The organism is Pantoea sp. AG1095, assembly GCF_003208415.1.
GTDB lineage: Bacteria > Pseudomonadota > Gammaproteobacteria > Enterobacterales > Enterobacteriaceae > Pantoea > Pantoea leporis.
In genome coordinates this window covers 79,725-97,116 of sequence record NZ_QKMJ01000007.1, presented here as the reverse complement: position 1 = coordinate 97,116, position 17,392 = coordinate 79,725, and the positions used below count along the sequence as shown (strand labels likewise).

Annotated in this window: 13 protein-coding genes; 6 read left to right on the top strand and 7 right to left on the bottom strand. The window is 57.3% G+C overall.

Annotation, left to right across the window (positions count from 1 at the left end):
* The first annotated feature begins 147 nt into the window (after positions 1-147).
* Positions 148-2,553, top strand: a complete 2,406-nt coding sequence (gene malP / locus DEU53_RS15400) for a maltodextrin phosphorylase (protein WP_110867633.1) — start codon at positions 148-150, stop codon at positions 2,551-2,553.
* Between the two features lie 28 nt (positions 2,554-2,581).
* On the top strand, positions 2,582-4,636 hold the full coding sequence (gene malQ / locus DEU53_RS15395) for a 4-alpha-glucanotransferase (RefSeq protein ID WP_110867632.1): 2,055 nt from the start codon (positions 2,582-2,584) through the stop codon (positions 4,634-4,636).
* Positions 4,637-4,675: 39 nt separating this feature from the next.
* Here the strand turns inward: malQ and nfuA are convergent, their stop codons facing one another.
* The gene (nfuA, locus tag DEU53_RS15390) at positions 4,676-5,251 is read right to left on the bottom strand and encodes a Fe-S biogenesis protein NfuA (RefSeq protein ID WP_064741235.1); all 576 of its coding nucleotides are present in this window, start codon (positions 5,249-5,251) and stop codon (positions 4,676-4,678) included.
* A 58-nt stretch (positions 5,252-5,309) separates the two neighbouring features.
* The gene (gene gntX / locus DEU53_RS15385; protein ID WP_110867631.1) at positions 5,310-5,987 is read right to left on the bottom strand and encodes a DNA utilization protein GntX; all 678 of its coding nucleotides are present in this window, start codon (positions 5,985-5,987) and stop codon (positions 5,310-5,312) included.
* 35 nt (positions 5,988-6,022) lie between these two features.
* Between gntX and bioH the strand changes: the two genes are divergently transcribed.
* On the top strand, positions 6,023-6,793 hold the full coding sequence (gene bioH / locus DEU53_RS15380; RefSeq protein WP_110867630.1) for a pimeloyl-ACP methyl ester esterase BioH: 771 nt from the start codon (positions 6,023-6,025) through the stop codon (positions 6,791-6,793).
* Here the strand turns inward: bioH and DEU53_RS15375 are convergent.
* A complete protein-coding gene (locus tag DEU53_RS15375; RefSeq protein ID WP_110867629.1) occupies positions 6,777-8,462 on the bottom strand; it encodes an alpha-amylase family glycosyl hydrolase in 1,686 nt (561 codons plus the stop codon). The two genes, bioH and DEU53_RS15375, sit on opposite strands and share 17 nt — an antisense overlap.
* 114 nt (positions 8,463-8,576) lie before the next feature.
* Complete coding sequence (locus DEU53_RS15370) at positions 8,577-10,904, bottom strand: Tex family protein (protein WP_110867721.1); 2,328 nt, start codon at positions 10,902-10,904, stop codon at positions 8,577-8,579.
* A 192-nt stretch (positions 10,905-11,096) separates the two neighbouring features.
* On the opposite strand from DEU53_RS15370, the gene greB reads away from it, so the two are divergent.
* Positions 11,097-11,585, top strand: coding sequence for a transcription elongation factor GreB (gene greB, locus DEU53_RS15365; protein WP_101762682.1), 489 nt, complete (start codon positions 11,097-11,099; stop codon positions 11,583-11,585).
* A 144-nt stretch (positions 11,586-11,729) separates the two neighbouring features.
* On the opposite strand, the gene yjbE is transcribed toward greB, so the two are convergent.
* Positions 11,730-11,972: an exopolysaccharide production protein YjbE gene (gene yjbE, locus DEU53_RS15360; protein ID WP_101762681.1), complete on the bottom strand. Its 243-nt coding sequence runs from the start codon at positions 11,970-11,972 to the stop codon at positions 11,730-11,732.
* A 512-nt stretch (positions 11,973-12,484) separates the two neighbouring features.
* Between yjbE and ompR the strand changes: the two genes are divergently transcribed.
* Positions 12,485-13,204, top strand: a complete 720-nt coding sequence (gene ompR / locus DEU53_RS15355) for a two-component system response regulator OmpR (protein WP_001157751.1) — start codon at positions 12,485-12,487, stop codon at positions 13,202-13,204.
* Positions 13,201-14,565 (top strand): two-component system sensor histidine kinase EnvZ, encoded by a 1,365-nt coding sequence (gene envZ, locus DEU53_RS15350; protein ID WP_101762680.1) that lies wholly within the window; start codon positions 13,201-13,203, stop codon positions 14,563-14,565. Before ompR ends, envZ begins: the two co-directional genes overlap by 4 nt.
* A gap of 36 nt (positions 14,566-14,601) precedes the next feature.
* Here envZ and pckA read toward each other — a convergent pair whose 3' ends face one another.
* Positions 14,602-16,221 carry a phosphoenolpyruvate carboxykinase (ATP) gene (gene pckA, locus DEU53_RS15345; RefSeq protein WP_110867628.1) on the bottom strand — a complete coding sequence of 540 codons (1,620 nt, stop codon included), beginning with the start codon at positions 16,219-16,221 and terminating at the stop codon, positions 14,602-14,604.
* 274 nt (positions 16,222-16,495) lie between these two features.
* Entirely contained in the window at positions 16,496-17,368 is an 873-nt protein-coding gene (gene hslO, locus DEU53_RS15340; RefSeq protein ID WP_110867627.1) for an Hsp33 family molecular chaperone HslO, read from the bottom strand.
* Positions 17,369-17,392: the final 24 nt, after the last annotated feature.

Here is a 17,392-nt window from a genome sequence, read left to right as displayed (position 1 = left end):
TAAATCGCGCCGCTACAAAAATCAGCACCGATTTTTTTCACCGCACCTGCATTTCCCTGTCGCTTTTTTCTGCGCCCCCAGCTTTACTTATCCATTCACCTCTTGCGCTCGCCCGGCTTTACCGTTAACGGACTTGAAGGGATTGATATGTCGCAGCAAAAATTCAATAAAACACGTTTCGACGCCGCGCTCACCCGCCAATGGCAGCATCTCGGACTCACTTCCGCCCAGCAAATGACACCGCAGCAATGGTGGCAAGCGCTGAGCCGCGTGCTGGCAGAAATGCTAGCGACGCAGCCACCTGCGCCAGCCAAACACGGGCAGCGCCACGTCAACTATCTGTCGATGGAGTTTCTGCTGGGGCGTTTGACCGGCAACAATTTGCTCAATCTTGGCTGGTATAACGAAGTGCAAGCCGCGCTGGCGGAACATCAGGTTGAGCTGAGCGAACTGCTGGAAGAGGAAGTGGATCCGGCACTCGGTAACGGCGGATTGGGGCGTTTGGCCGCTTGCTATATGGATTCGATGGCGACCGTCGGCCAGGCTGCGATGGGCCACGGCCTCAACTATCAATACGGCCTGTTTCGTCAGACGTTTGCCGACGGACAGCAGCAGGAAGCGCCGGATGACTGGCAGCGCGATCGCTATCCGTGGTTCCGCTACAACGCCGCGCTGGATGTGCAGGTAGGCCTCGGCGGCAAGGTCAAAGAGAACCACGATGGTAGCCTCAGCTGGCGACCTAAAATTCACCTCAAAGGCGAAGCCTGGGATTTGCCGGTGGTGGGCTATCGCAACGGTATCACGCTGCCGCTACGCCTGTGGAAAGCCAGCAGCGCACAGCCGTTCGATCTCACCGCGTTCAACAACGGCCAGTTCCTGCAGGCTGAGCAGCAAGGCATTGCAGCCGACAAGCTGACCAAAGTGCTCTATCCCAATGATAATCATGCCGAAGGTAAGCGGCTGCGCCTGATGCAGCAGTATTTCCAGTGCGCCTGCGCGGTGGGCGATATTCTGCGGCGTCATCATCTCGCCGGGCGCGCCATTCGCACTTTGCCTGATTTCGAAGTGATCCAGCTTAACGACACGCATCCCACCATCGCCATCCCGGAGATGCTGCGCGTGCTGCTGGATGAGCATCAACTGAGTTGGGACGATGCGTGGCATATCACCAGCCGCACTTTTGCGTATACCAATCACACGCTGATGCCGGAAGCGCTGGAGCGCTGGGATGAGAAGCTGGTGCGCGACCTGCTGCCGCGCCATATGTTGATCATCCGCGAGATTAATCGCCGCCTGAAAAAGATAGTGAAGCAACGGTGGCCAGACGATAAAGCGATCTGGCACAAGCTGGCGGTGGTGGCTGATGGTCAGGTGCGTATGGCGAATCTGTGCGTGGTGAGCTGTTTCGCCGTCAACGGCGTGGCGGCGCTGCACTCCGAGCTGGTGGTGAAAGATCTGTTCCCGGAATATCACCTGCTGTGGCCGAACAAATTCCATAACGTGACCAACGGCATCACGCCGCGCCGCTGGTTGAAACAGTGCAATCCGCTGTTGGCGACGCTGATCGATGACAGCTTGCAGGTTGAGTGGGCCAACGATCTCGATGCGCTGGCGTGGCTGGCACCTTTCGCCCGCAAGAAGGCGTTTCGTCAGCAGTTCCGCGACATTAAGCAGCAAAACAAACAGCGGCTGACGCTCTACGTCAAGCGCGTCACCGGCATTGATATCAATCCGGATGCGCTGTTTGACGTGCAGATTAAGCGACTGCATGAGTACAAACGTCAGCACCTCAGTTTGCTGCATATGCTGCACTGCTATCGCCAGCTGCGCGACAACCCGGATAACCCCGACTTCGTGCCGCGCGTGTTCCTGTTTGGCGCCAAAGCCGCGCCCGGCTACTACCTCGCCAAAAATATCATCTATGCCATCAACAAAGTGGCGGAGGTGATCAACAACGATCCACTCGTCGGCGATCGCCTCAAAGTGGTGTTTATCCCGGATTACCGCATCACCGCCGCAGAGCTGATGATTCCGGCCGCCGATCTCTCCGAGCAGATTTCCACCGCCGGTTATGAGGCTTCCGGCACCGGCAATATGAAGCTGGCGCTGAACGGCGCGCTCACCATTGGCACGCTGGACGGCGCCAATGTGGAGATTGCTGAAGCGGTGGGCGCGAAGAATATCTTTATCTTCGGCAACAGCGTGGACGAGGTGAAAGCGCTGAAGGCGGGCGGCTACAGCCCGAAAAAGCTGCGTAAACAGAATCCTTATCTGGATGGTTTGCTGAAGGAGCTGGAGAAGGGCAAGTTCAGCGACGGCGATAAGCATGCGTTTGATTTGATGCTGCAAAGCCTGACCAAAAATGGCGATCCCTGGCTGGTGCTGGCCGACTTTGATGCCTACATCGCCGCGCAGCAGCAGGTGGAAGCGTTGTGGAAAAACCCGGACGCCTGGACGCGCGCAGCGATCCTCAATACCGCTCACACCGGCCGCTTCAGCTCTGACCGTTCAATTCGCGATTATCAGCAGCGGATTTGGCAGGCGGCCCGATAAAGACACGATTGATGATTTTGGAGACACGATGACGCTAAACAAGCTGGACCAGGCGACACAGGATGCCGGCATTTCGCTGCGCTTTATTAACGCGCACGGCGAGCCGGAAACCATCAGCGATGAGACCAAACGCGCGTTGCTGGCAGTCATGGAAACGCCAACCGGTAAAGCGCCACCGCTGCCGCCGGTGCAGGTATTTGCCGCTCGCAGCAAGCGCCAACTGACGCCACAAGGCAGCGGCACCTTTTCCTGGCAGCTACAAACCGAACAGGGCAAAATCTTCAGCGGCGAAGTGCAGGGCGGAGAACCGCTCACACTGCCGCCACGTCTGTCACAAGGTTATCACCAGCTCACGCTGCGCAAAGGTCGCCAGCAGTGGCAAACTCGCATCATCATTGCGCCACGCCGCTGTTTTATCCCGGCATCAGTCGAGCAAGGAGAGAAACTGTGGGGCGCGTTAGTACAGCTTTACACGCTGCGATCGGATGACAATTGGGGCATCGGTGACTTCGGCGATTTGGCGCAAATGCTGGAGAACGTTGCCAATAATGGCGGTGACTTCGTTGGCCTTAATCCTTTGCATGCGCTTTATCCTGCACAGCCAGAACATGCCAGTCCTTACAGCCCAACCTCGCGTCGCTGGCTCAACGTGCTGCATATCGACGTTAATCGGCTGGAGGATTTTCAGCGTAGCGAGGCAGCGCAGCGTTGGTGGCAAAGGGCGAAAACACGCAAAGCGCTGGATCAGGCGCGCGCGGCTGAGTTTGTCGATTACAGCGCGGTGGCCAAACTGAAATTGGCCGCGCTGCGCTTTGCCTGGCAGCGCTTCCAGCCGCGCGCCGCTGAAGATGCCGGATTCCAGCAATTTATCGTTGAGGGCGGCGACCATCTGCGTTATCAGGCGGCGTTTGATGGCATTCTCGCCGAACGCAGCCAGCAGCATCCTGATGAATGGGGTTGGACCAACTGGCCGGAAGGCTGGCGCAACGCTTTGCTGCCGGAGGTGCAGCAATGGTGTGCGGAACACGAAGAGGAGATTCAGTTCTGGAGTTGGTTGCAGTGGGTGGCGCAAGAGCAGTTTGCCATCTGCTGTCAAATTAGCCAGCAGCTTGGCATGGAAGTGGGATTATATCGCGACTTAGCGGTCGGCGTGGCGCAAGGCAGCGCCGAAACCTGGCAGGATCCGGAACTGTATAAACTCGGCGCTTCCGTTGGCGCACCGCCGGATCGCCTCGGTCCGCAGGGGCAAAACTGGTGTTTGCCGCCGCTCGATCCACATGTGATGCGCGCGCGCGGCTATCAGCCTTTTATCGACTTGCTGCGCGCCAATATGCGTGACTGCGGCGCTTTGCGTATCGATCACGTGATGGCGCTGCTGCGCTTGTGGTGGATTCCCTACGGCGAAAGCGCGGATAAAGGCGCTTACGTGGCCTATCCGGTTGAGGATCTGCTAGCGATCCTGGCGCTGGAGAGTCAGCGCCATCGCTGCATGGTCATTGGCGAAGATCTCGGCACGGTGCCAAAAGAGATCGTCAGCCTGCTGCGCAAAAGCGGCATTTTCTCGTGGAAAGTGTTGTTCTTCGAGCAGCACGGCGACGGCCGCTATCGTCAGCCGCACGAGTATCCCGTGCAGTCGATTGCCAGCGCCAGTACCCATGATTTGCCGACGTTGGCGGGATTCTGGAGATATGAGGATCTTTTTCTGGGTCACAAACTGGGCTTGTACCAGGAGAGCGTATACATGTCATTGCTAAGGCAAAGGGATACACAAAAACAGGCGCTATTGGATGTGCTGCATCAGATGAATACGTTGCCTGCGCGCCACGGTACCGTTGCCAGCCGATTGTCCTTCACACCGATGCTCAATCGCGGCTTCCACCGCTATCTGGCGCGCACTAACAGCGCATTGCTGGGGCTGCAACCTGAAGACTGGCTTGCTATGACTTCACCGGTCAACGTGCCGGGTACGGTAGATGAATATCCAAACTGGCGGCGCAAGTTAAGCGTCACAATCGAAAAGATGTTTAGAGGAAACGTGCCGGGCTTATTGAATGCGGTGAATACCGGGCGCAGGAAGCGTTGAAGAACGCGCGGCAGCGTCGGGTTGCTGCCGCGTGCTTAATCAGTAGTACGAGTGCTCGCCGCGCTGGTGCTCGGTCAAATCGCGCACGCCTTTCAGCTCAGGGAAGGCTGCCAGCAGCTCTTTCTCGATGCCATCTTTCAGCGTGACGTCGATCATCGAACAACCGTTACAGCCGCCGCCGAATTGCAGAATGGCGATGCCGTCATCGGTGATTTCCATCAGCGATACGCGACCGCCGTGACCAGCCAACTGCGGGTTAATCTGCGCTTGCAGCAGATATTCCACGCGTTCCACCATTGGCGCATCGTCAGAGACTTTCCGCATTTTGGCGTTAGGCGCTTTCAGCGTCAGCTGCGAACCGAGGTTGTCGGTAACAAAGTCGATTTCCGCGTCATCGAGGTACGGTGCGCTCAGCTCATCAACAAAGGCTGACAGTTTTTCGAACTTAAATTCGGTATCAGTCGCTTCTACTGCATCGGGTGGGCAGTAAGAAACACCGCATTCTGCGGTTGGCGTACCCGGATTAATGACGAATACGCGAATCTGAGTGCCATCTTCTTGTTTGGACAGCAATTTTGAGAAGTGCTCTTGCGCAGCATCAGTAATAACGATCATGGCGATTGCTCAATAGTTGACTAAATTACTTGGTTATAATACGCCCAACACCGACGCTCTACAAGGTACGGCACAGGCAACCAATGTGTACGCTGGCCGCGCCTTGCGCCAGCAGGATGCGGCTAATTTCCGCCACGGTACTTCCGGTCGTCACAACATCGTCGATAAGCAGGATATGGCGTCCGTGCACCGGCATTTCAAGGCGAAACGCGCCGCGCAGGTTCTTTTTGCGCGCGCTGGCGCTCAATGAATGCTGAACTGCGCCCTGTCGCACCCGCTTTACCGCTTCGCGATATTCACAGCCCAGCCAGCGAGACAGCGGTTTTGCTAGCAGCGCCGCCTGATTGTAGCCGCGTTGCCAGGCGCGCCGACGATGCAGCGGTACGCTCAGCACCAAATCTACACGCGGCAGCCGGTAATCACGACGCATTGTTAACAATTTTAACAAAATCAGCCGCGCCAGCATCACTCTGAGTGCGGTTACGCGAGAAAACTTCAGCTGCTGCACCCAATCGCTCAGCGGCGGCAGGTAATCGCTGACGCAGCTCAGGCTCTGCCACGGCGGCGGGCGGCGCAGGCAGCGCCCGCAGGGCTGCATTCCACTGGCCGGTAAACCGCAGCAGGGACAGAGTGCCGGTAGCCGCGGAATTTGCTGCACGCAGCGGCTGCACAAACCGTGGCTGGCAATCTGCAACGGCAGGCGGCATAGCCAACACAGGGCCGGGATTGGTAGCATAGCGACCTCCTTATCACTTTTCCGGAGTGTAACCGATGAGTTCGCTTTACTGGCACACCACAGGCACGGGCGATCGCGATCTTGTGCTGCTGCACGGCTGGGGTTTGAACGCCGAAGTGTGGCAAAACATCGTTCCGCGACTCAGCTCGCATTTTCGCCTGCATCTGGTGGATCTGCCGGGCTTTGGCCGCAGCCAGGGTTTTGCGCCGCTGACCTTAGCGGAAATGGCGCAACAGCTGTTGCCGCAGTTACCCGACCGCGCGGTGCTGCTCGGCTGGTCGCTGGGTGGATTGGTGGCCAGCCAGCTGGCGTTAACCCAGCCGGAGCGCGTTGCAGCGCTGATCACCGTTGCCTCATCGCCGTGTTTTACCGCGCGTGATCAATGGCCGGGCATCAAGCCCGAAACGCTGCAAAATTTTCAGCAGCAGTTGAGCACCGATTTCCAGCGCACCGTGGAGCGCTTTCTGGCGCTGCAAACTATGGGCACGGAGAACGCGCGCCAGGATGCGCGTCAGTTGAAAGAGGTGGTGTTATCGCAGCCGATGCCGTCGGTTGAAGTGCTGGAAGGGGGATTAGAGATTTTGCGTCAGGACGATTTGCGTGCCGCGCTCGACGATCTGCCGCTGCCGTTCCTGCGCATCTACGGCTATCTCGATGGGCTGGTGCCGCGTCGCATCGCAGAAGAACTGGATTCACGCTGGCCAGCTTCATCCTCGGTGGTGATGGAGAAAGCCGCGCATGCGCCTTTCATTTCTCACCCCGATGAATTTACCCAGCTGATCATGACGTTTACCGCAGCCACATAAACTGCCACGCAGCCAGCGTTAAGGGCTGGCTGCCATCCAGCTTCTCCCCGCTAATCACATCCTGCATATGCCGCGCCAGCGGTAACTGTGTCGTCACCTCATGACGGCTGAGATTAAACACACACAGCAAACCCTCATCGCTATCCGGCTGATGGCGACGCAACACCAGCAGGCTATTTTCGCTTTCCAGCAGCGTCATCGGGTTATCGGGATGAAACGCGGGCTGCCGCGTGCGCAGTTGAATCAGCGCGCTCAGGCGTTCATACACCTGTTGGCGCAGCGGGTTGCCGCCGCTGATCCACTGTTCCATTTCACGCAGGCTGTACTTCTCCCGGTTGATGGCACGGTTATGACCGGCGGCCCGCACGCCTTCATTGTCGTTGCGCGAGCCAAGAATACTTTGAATGTAAATCGCCGGTACGCCAGGAAATGACAGCAGAATCGCGTGTGCCAGCAGGAAGCGGCGCAAACGCGTGTCATCGTCATCGTCCTGCTGATTGAGCGCATCGAAATAGGTGACATTGATTTCGTAAGGGCTGGTGGTGCCATCGGCATTGTTCTTGTAGGAGACAAGCGCGCCTTCCAGCGCTAAATCACGCACCAGCGCCACAATCTCCACTTCCGACAAAATGCCGCGCGCCGGATTGAGTCCAATGCCGTCGTGCGAGGCGAGAAAGTTAAAGAAAGTGGTCGTGCCGCCGCCTAAATCCAGCGTGCTGGCCCATTGACGCAGCGCACGCGCCGATCCGGAATGAATGGCGTGCAGCACCAGCGGCGGCAGCGAAAACTGATACACCATTTGCGCTTCATCTTTGCCGTTACCGAAATAGCTGATGTTGTCTTTGTGCGGCACGTTGGTTTCGGTGACGATCACCGTACCGGGCGCCACTTCATTGGCGATGGCGCGAAACAGCTTCACCAGCTGATGCGTTTTCGGCAGGTGAATGCAGTTGGTGCCCGGCGTTTTCCACATGTAGCCCACCGCGTCGAGCCGCACATAATCCGCGCCTTTGTTCAGGTAGTCGAGCAGCACATCGACCATGCGAATCAGCACTTCCGGATTGCCAAAGTTGAGGTCGATCTGGTCGGCGCTGAAGGTGGTCCAGATATAGCGCGTCTCGCCGTCGGCCATCGCAAACGGTGTGAGCAGCGGCGAGGTGCGTGGACGCGTCACCGCGCTGAGATCGGTCGCCGGCGGCATGCTGATAAAGAAATCATCCCAACCCGGATCCTGCGCCAGAAAGTGTTGAAACCAGCGGCTGTGCGCCGACATGTGGTTGCAGACAAAATCAAACATCAGCCGCGTTTCGCTGTGCAGCGCGCTGATGTGCTGCCAGTCGCCGCAAATCGGATTGACCTGGTGATAGTCGATAACCGAGAAGCCATCGTCGGAAGAGTAGGGAAAAAACGGTAACAGATGCACCAGGCTGAAAGTGGATTGCAGATGCTGCTGATAAAAACGCGAGAAGCTGGCAAGGGTTGGCTGTTCAGGTTCGCGGAATTGATCGGCATAGGTAATCAGCACCACATCTCTCTCATCCCAATGCGCCTTGCGCGGCAGTTTTGCCGTATCGCGTGCGGCACGAATGTGCGAAAGCAGGCGTTCACGCGCCGCGACCGGAAAGCTGCCGTGATAAATCTCATCGATTAAGGCGTTGATAATATCCATTGGATCGCTGGGCCACGCGGAAGGTTATTTTTTCAGCGTAGTTGGATGAGGAGATTTATCAAGCTGATACGCGCGGAGACGAGGGTTTCTCCGCGCGTTATTTACGGCAGGAACTTAGCGTTTTTTACCGAATGCCGCGGCGAGCGCATCGCCCATCGCGCTATTGCCGGCAGACGAGCTGGCAGGTTTGCCGCGACCTTTGTTATTGGCCGCCGGGCGGGCGTTTTCTTTGCCTGCGCTGCGGTTGCTGCCGCGAGCATTGCTTTCACCGGGCTGCTCGTCCAGACGCATGGTGAGCGCAATACGCTTACGCTGCATATCCACTTCCATCACCTTCACTTTGACGATATCACCGGCCTTCACCACCTGATGGGGATCTTCAACGAACTTGTCGGAAAGGGAAGAGATGTGCACCAAACCATCCTGATGCACGCCGATATCGACGAAAGCACCGAAGTTGGTGACGTTGGTGACGGCGCCTTCCAGCACCATGCCCGGCAGCAGATCGTTGAGCGTTTCCACGCCTTCAGCAAATTGCGCGGTTTTAAACTCCGGACGTGGATCGCGGCCCGGTTTTTCCAGCTCTTTGATGATGTCTGTGACCGTGGGCAAGCCAAAGCGCTCATCGGTGAAGTCGCGGGCATTCAGATCGCGCAGACCGCCAGCATTGCCCATCAGCTCATTCAGCGCCTGCTCGGTGGCGGCCAGAATGCGCTCGACCAGCGGATAGGCTTCCGGGTGCACAGTTGAGGCATCCAGCGGGTTATCGCCGTGGTTGATGCGCAGGAAGCCCGCGCACTGCTCAAAGGCTTTCGGCCCGAGGCGGCTCACCTTTAGCAGTTGCTGACGATTCTGGAAGCGGCCATTTTCATCGCGCCAGCTAACAATATTCTGCGCCATCATGCGGGTTAAACCGGCCACGCGGGTCAGTAGCGCCACAGACGCGGTGTTGAGATCGACACCCACGGCGTTTACGCAGTCTTCCACCACCGCATCCAGCTTCTTCGCCAGCTGGCTTTGGCTTACGTCGTGCTGATATTGGCCTACGCCGATCGATTTCGGATCGATCTTCACCAGCTCGGCGAGCGGGTCCTGCAGGCGACGCGCGATGGAAACCGCGCCACGGATGGAAACGTCGAGATCCGGGAACTCCAGCGCCGCCAGCTCAGAGGCGGAATAGACCGATGCACCGGCTTCGCTGACGATTACTTTCTGCGCGTTGATTTGCGGGAACTGCTTCTGTACGTCGAGGAAGAAACGCTCGGTCTCGCGCGAGGCGGTACCGTTACCAATCGCCACCAGTTCAACCTGATGTTTGGCGCACAGCGCCGCCACGGCCGTGGCGGCTTTCGCCGCCTGGCCGGTGTGCGGATAAATGGTATCAGTGGCGACCAGCTTGCCGGTGGCATCTACCACCGCAACTTTCACGCCAGTACGTAAGCCTGGATCGAGGCCCATGGTGGCGCGCATGCCCGCAGGCGCGGCCATCAGCAGATCGTGCAGGTTACGGGCAAATACGTTGATGGCTTCATCTTCGGCGCGTTCACGAAGGGTGCCCATCAATTCAGTTTCGAGGTGCAGCAGCACTTTGATGCGCCAGGTCCAGCTCACCACCGCTTTACGCCAGCTATCCGCTGGCGCGTTATTCAGGCGCAGCTTGAGGTGTTCGGCGATCAGCGTTTCGCCATAGCTTTCACGCGGGGCTTCATCGAACTGCGGATCGGCATTCAGCGACAGCTGCAGCACGCCTTCATTGCGGCCGCGGAACATCGCCAGCGCACGGTGCGACGGGACGCCGCTCAGCGCTTCGTGATGATCGAAGTAGTCGCGGAATTTCGCGCCTTCTTCCTCTTTACCTTCCACCACGCGCGAAACCACATGCGCGTTCTTCCACAGATATTCACGCACTTTCGCCAGCAGCGTCGCGTCTTCGGCAAAGCGCTCCATCAGGATGTAGCGCGCGCCATCCAGCGCAGCGCGCACGTCGGCGACACCTTTGTCGGCATCAACGTAGCTGGCGGCCAGTTGCTCGGGATCCTGCGATGGGTCCTGCCACAGCGTATCGGCCAGCGGTTCCAGACCGGCTTCAATAGCGATCTGTCCGCGCGTGCGACGCTTCTGTTTGTACGGCAGGTAAAGGTCTTCCAGCTCGGTTTTGTTCAGCGTGCTGTTGATGGCGGTGGCGAGTTCAGGCGTGAGTTTGCCCTGTTCGTCGATGGATTTCAGAATCGACTGGCGACGATCGTCCAGCTCGCGCAGGTAACTCAGACGGCTCTCCAGCAAACGCAGCTGGGTGTCGTCGAGTCCGCCGGTCACTTCCTTACGATAACGTGCGATAAACGGCACGGTGTTCCCTTCATCAAGTAAGCGAACGGCAGCATCAACCTGGTCGGCGCGTGCCTTCAGCTCACCTGCGATAATCTGGCTCAGTGAATCTTTCATCATCATTAACAATGCTTACACAGGGTTGGAAATAGCGGACAGTTATACGGAATGAGGCCGAAAATTGCCAGCCGGTGGCCCGTGAATCCGTCTTTTTCTGAATGCAGCGCGCGCAATCTTGCTGATGGTCAATCGGTCGCTTATTGTTAGCCTCTTTGCTGCGAAGAACCGCCGTCACCACGAGTTGAAGTCATGAAAACCCAACTGATTACCCGCGAAGGCTATAACAAGCTGCGTGCCGAACACGACCATTTGTGGAATGAAAAGCGTCCGGAAGTCACCAAAATCGTCTCCTGGGCGGCCAGCCTCGGCGATCGTTCGGAAAACGCGGATTACACCTACAACAAGCGTCTGCTGCGCCAGATCGATCGCCGGGTGCGCTATCTGCGCAAATGCCTCGCCGATCTGAAAATCGTCGATTACGCGCCGCAGCAGGAGGGCAAAGTGTTTTTCGGTGCCTGGGTGCAAGTGGAGAATGAGCAGGGCGATGTGAAGCGTTTCCGCATTGTTGGCCCGGATGAAATTTATGGCGAGACGATGAAAGAGTACATCTCGATCGACTCGCCGATGGCGCGCGCGCTGATCAAGAAAGAAGTGGATGACGAAGTGGTGGTCAACACGCCGGAAGGGCAGAAGCTGTGGTTCGTCAACAGCATAGATTATGTGAAAGAGACGCCTTAAGAAAGCGCAATCGCCGTTGGTGTAGTACTCAACACTCTTTCGCAAAACGCACACATCGTCGCGGCGTAATTGACTGCGCGATTAATCGCGCCGCGACGTAATGCGGTACTGGATAGCAGAGGTGAACTGAATGGCCGTGATGCGTTATTTACCGGCCTGGGTCGCGGTGGTGGTTGAGGTACCGCTGCCACCTTTGTCGCCGCCGCCCATGGTCGCCAGCGCCACGCCCAGCAGCGCGCCTACAGCGCCAACACCGATCGCGTCCGAGTTACCCTTCGCCGTCGTGGATGCCTGCGCGCCCGCCGCTTCGCCCGCGCTGGTGGCCGCCTGAACCTGAGTGAAGCTGGTCAGTACCAGTGCGCCCAGCAGAATTACCGTTTTTTTCATTTTTCTCTCTCCACATGAACTCAAAAACAACAGGTACGAATCCAGTGTCGGAGATCGAGAGAAGCGAGGAAAGAGGAGATTACTGATTGATTTGTAGGAATTAATTTAACACTGGCCTTGTTTTTCATCGCTCGGGAATTGTTCCGAAAACAGATGCGCATTCCGCAAGAGAAATGCCCTATTTTATGCTGCCATCACTGCAACTCAGGCCTATTCTTCACCATCACCTTAAGTCAAATCGCCCTGAACGCCTCTCTGGCGGCGGGATTTTTTGTCATGAACCAGTAACAGAAAGAAAATGCGCCAAATTTTCAGATAAGCGCTAAGCGGCTTGAAAGCACAGATAAAAAACGCGAAGCGAAGCGCATTTCAGGGTCAAAAATAAATATAAGCTGCTGTTTAATATGCTTTGTAACAATTTCGGCTAGAATATAAACCATTAATGACTGTCACACTGAGGCCTCTTTTTTTAACAATATTGGCTCAGGCAATGGCGCCTTTGGGAGTTGAACATGCAAGAGAACTACAAAATTCTGGTCGTCGATGATGATATGCGTTTGCGTGCGTTGCTGGAGCGCTATCTCACCGAGCAGGGCTTTCAGGTGCGTAGCGTTGCCAACGCCGAGCAAATGGACCGACTGTTAACCCGCGAATCCTTCCACTTGATGGTGCTCGACTTGATGCTGCCGGGCGAAGATGGTTTGTCTATCTGCCGCCGTTTACGCAGTCAAAGCAACCCGATGCCGATCATCATGGTCACCGCGAAAGGCGAAGAAGTGGATCGTATCGTCGGTCTGGAAATCGGTGCGGATGACTACATTCCAAAACCGTTTAACCCGCGCGAACTGCTGGCGCGTATTCGTGCCGTATTGCGTCGTCAGGCCAATGAGTTGCCGGGCGCGCCTTCGCAGGAAGAAGCGGTTATCGCCTTCGGTAAGTTTAAGCTGAACCTCGGCACCCGCGAGATGTTCCGTGAAGATGAGCCAATGCCGCTGACCAGCGGTGAGTTTGCCGTGCTGAAAGCGCTGGTGAGCCATCCGCGTGAGCCGCTGTCACGCGATAAGCTGATGAACCTGGCGCGTGGCCGTGAATACAGCGCCATGGAACGCTCCATCGACGTGCAGATCTCGCGTCTGCGCCGCATGGTGGAAGAAGATCCGGCGCATCCACGTTACATTCAGACCGTTTGGGGTCTTGGCTACGTATTCGTTCCGGACGGCAGCAAAGCATGAGGCGATTGCGCTTCTCACCCCGCAGTTCGTTTGCCCGCACCTTGTTATTGATTGTTACCTTGCTGTTCGTCAGCCTGGTAACAACCTATTTGGTGGTGCTCAATTTCGCCATTCTTCCCAGCTTGCAGCAGTTCAATAAGGTCCTCGCGTACGAAGTGCGTATGTTGATGACCGATCGGCTGCAGCTGGAAGACGGAACGCAGTTGGAAGTGCCACCGGCCTTCCGACGCGAAATTTATCGTGAGCTGGGCATCTCGTTGTATACCAACGCGGCGGCGGAAGAGAGCGGTTTGCGCTGGGCGCAACATTACGAATTCCTCAGTGAGCAGATGGGCCAGCAGCTGGGCGGTCCTACCGATGTCCGTGTCGAGGTGAATAAAAACTCGCCGGTGGTGTGGCTGAAAACCTGGCTGTCGCCGGATATCTGGGTGCGCGTGCCGCTCACCGAAATCCATCAGGGCGACTTCTCACCGCTGTTCCGCTACACGCTGGCGATTATGCTGCTGGCGATTGGCGGCGCCTGGCTGTTTATCCGCATCCAGAACCGACCCCTGGTGGATCTGGAGCATGCGGCGTTGCAGGTCGGTAAAGGCATCATTCCACCGCCGCTGCGTGAATACGGCGCGTCGGAAGTGCGTTCGGTGACGCGGGCGTTTAACCAAATGGCGGCCGGTGTGAAGCAGTTGGCCGACGATCGTACCTTGTTAATGGCGGGTGTCAGCCACGATTTGCGTACGCCGCTGACGCGCATTCGTCTCGCTACTGAGATGATGGGCGAGCAGGATGGTTATCTGGCGGAGTCGATCAATAAAGATATCGAAGAGTGCAACGCGATTATCGAGCAGTTCATCGACTATCTGCGTACCGGTCAGGAGATGCAGACCGAGCGTGCCGACCTCAACAGCGTGCTGGGCGAAGTGGTGGCGGCAGAGAGCGGCTACGAGCGCGAGATTGAGAATGCGGTGATGTCCGAGGATTTGATGCTGGATATCAACCCGCTGTCGATCAAGCGCGCGCTGGCGAATCTGGTGGTCAACGCGGCGCGTTATGGCAATGGATGGATTAAGGTCAGCAGCGGCAAGGAGCTGAACCGCGCGTGGTTCCAGGTGGAAGATGATGGTCCGGGCATCAAGCCGGATCAGCTACAGCATCTGTTCCAGCCGTTTGTGCGCGGCGACAGCGCGCGCAGTACCAGCGGCACCGGTCTCGGTTTGGCGATTGTGCAGCGTATTATCGATGCGCATGAAGGCTCGCTGGAGATTGGTGACAGCGACCGGGGCGGATTGCGGATTCGTGCCTGGTTGCCGATTCCGGAAGGCAGCAGCGCTACGGCGGTGGCGAGTATCAATCACAGTGCGTGATACCCGGCGGGCATTTATGCCCACCGGGTTTTCACATCACAACTGCGGACCCGCCTGCACTAACGCTTTACCCGCATCGTTATCGGTATATTTCTCAAAGTTAGTAATAAAGCGCTGCGCCAGATCCTGCGCGGCTTGCTGCCAGGCCGCTTCTGTCGGCCAGCTGCGGCGCGGATCGAGAATCGCGCTATCCACCTGCGGCAGTTCTTTAGGCATCTGCAGGTTGAACACCGGCAAGGTGTCAGTCTCAACCTCATCCAGCTCACCGGCCAGAATCGCGTTGATGATGGCGCGCGTGTCTTTCAACGAAATGCGCTTGCCGCTGCCGTTCCAGCCGGTATTCACCAGATACGCCTGCGCACCTGCCGCTTCCATGCGCTTCACCAGCACGTCGGAATATTGCGTTGGGTGCAGCGTCAGGAACGCCGCGCCAAAGCAGGCAGAGAAGGTGGGCGTTGGCTGCGTGACGCCGCGCTCGGTGCCGGCCAGTTTGGCGGTAAAGCCAGACAGGAAATGGTATTGCGTCTGTTCTGGCGTCAAGCGTGAAACCGGCGGCAGCACGCCAAAGGCATCGGCGGTAAGGAAAATCACCCGCTTCGCATGGCCCGCTTTCGACACCGGCTGCACGATGTTCTCGATATGCTCGATCGGATAAGAGACGCGGGTGTTCTCGGTCTTGCTGCCGTCGGCGTAATCCACGCTGCCATCGGCGCGCACCACCACATTTTCCAGCAGCGCATTGCGGCGAATCGCCCGGTAGATCTCCGGCTCCGCCTGCTCAGACAGATTGATGGTTTTGGCGTAGCAGCCGCCTTCAAAGTTGAACACGCCGTCGTCATCCCAGCCGTGTTCGTCATCGCCAATCAGCTGGCGATCCGGATCGGTGGACAATGTGGTTTTACCGGTGCCGGACAGGCCGAAGAACACCGCCACATCGCCCGCTTTGCCGACGTTAGCCGAACAGTGCATTGAAGCGATGCCTTTCAGCGGCAGCAGGTAGTTCATGATGGCGAACAGCCCTTTCTTCATCTCGCCGCCGTACCAGGTGCCGCCAATCAGCTGCATGCGCTCGGTCAGGTTGAAGGCGACGAAGTTCTCGGAGTGCAGACCTTGCGCCTGCCAGTCTGGATTGGTGCACTGCGCGGCGTTCATCACCACGAAATCCGGTTTGAACTCAGCCAGTTCGGCTTCGCTCGGACGGATAAACATGTTTTTGACGAAGTGCGCCTGCCAGGCCACTTCCATCACGAAGCGCACGCTGAGGCGCGTGTCAGGATTGGCACCGCAGAACGCATCAATCACAAACAGGCGTTTGCCGGAAAGCTGCTGGGTGCAGCGATCTTTCAACGCCTGCCAGGTTTCCTGTGACAGCGGCTGGTTATCATTTTTGCCGTTGCCGACATCGTTCCACCACAGCGTGTCGCGCGTGGTGTCATCCCGAACGATGTACTTATCTTTTGGCGAGCGACCCGTGAAGATGCCGGTATCCACGGCAATAGCACCGCTCTGCGTCAGAATGCCTCGCGCATAACCTTCCAGCTCTGGGCGAGTTTCTTCCTGAAACAGGGTGTCGAAATCAGGGTTGTACACCACTTCGGTGGTGCCGCTGATGCCCATAGAGGCGAGGTCTTGCGATGTCAGGCCGTTAACGCGCATGTGACTGCTCCTTTAATCGGTATCTGTTACTGCATATTTTTTATGGGGTGATTCTGCCGCCTGCCTGCATAGCCACGCAGGGCAGATCGCGCGCAGTGTACTCTTCTGAGCACGGCGGAAAAGAGAAGATAGTCAGAAATGCGAGCTGGAACGTGACAAGTAGAGAAATCTGCCACTTATGAAACTAAAGTCAGCGTTATTTAGCTAATAACCGTGATAAATGATAGGGATACGTTCAGCATGAATGCGGGCGGATGAACCGCCCGGCAGGTAATTAATGCACGTGATCGCTGTTGTTGGTTGGCGCGTTACGAATGGCGGCAATATCCACTGCATCGAACACGTAATGCGATCCGCAATAGTCGCAATTCATATCGATTTCGCCGTCCTCTGCGAGGATTTCGTCCACTTCCTCAACCGGCAGCGTGCTCAGCACTTCACCGCAGCGCTCGCGTGAACAGGTGCACTTGAAGCTGACTGGCGACGGATCGAACACGGTGGCTTCTTCCTGATGATACAGGCGCCACAGCACGTCGGTGGCGGGCAGCTCAATCAGCTCTTCGCTCTTCACGGTTTCGGTCAGCGTGGCGAGGTGATTGAAATCATCCAGGCTCGGCTCTTGCGCTGGCAGCACCTGCAGCAGAATGCCGGCTGCGCCTTTGTCGCTGGTGCGGATAAACAGGCGCGTTGGCAACTGCTCAGAACGCATGAAGTAATCTTCCAGACAACCCGCCAGCGTATCTGCTTCCAGGCCAACCACGCCCTGATAGCGCTCGCCTTTCTCTGGCGAAATGGTGATCACCAGATAGCCGTTACCGACCATCTCTTTCAGGCTGCTGCCGGGTGCGATCTCCGCGTCTTCTTGCACGCGCGCCACGCCACGCAACTCCTGACGGTTGTTACCGTTGATCACCGCCAGCGTCAGCGGACCGTCGCCCTGTAACTGCACCGTGATATCACCGTCAAACTTCAGCGTTGCCGTTAGCAGGCTGGTGGCTACCAGCAGCTCGCCCAGCAAGGTTTTTACCGGCTCAACGTAGTTGTGATTTTCGGCGATTTCACGCCAGGTTTCGCTCACATTGACCAGCTCGCCGCGCACGGCGACGTTTTCGAACAGGTAACGGTGCAGTTGATCGTTTGCAGACATAGTGTTTCTCTCGTTGGGGGCGCG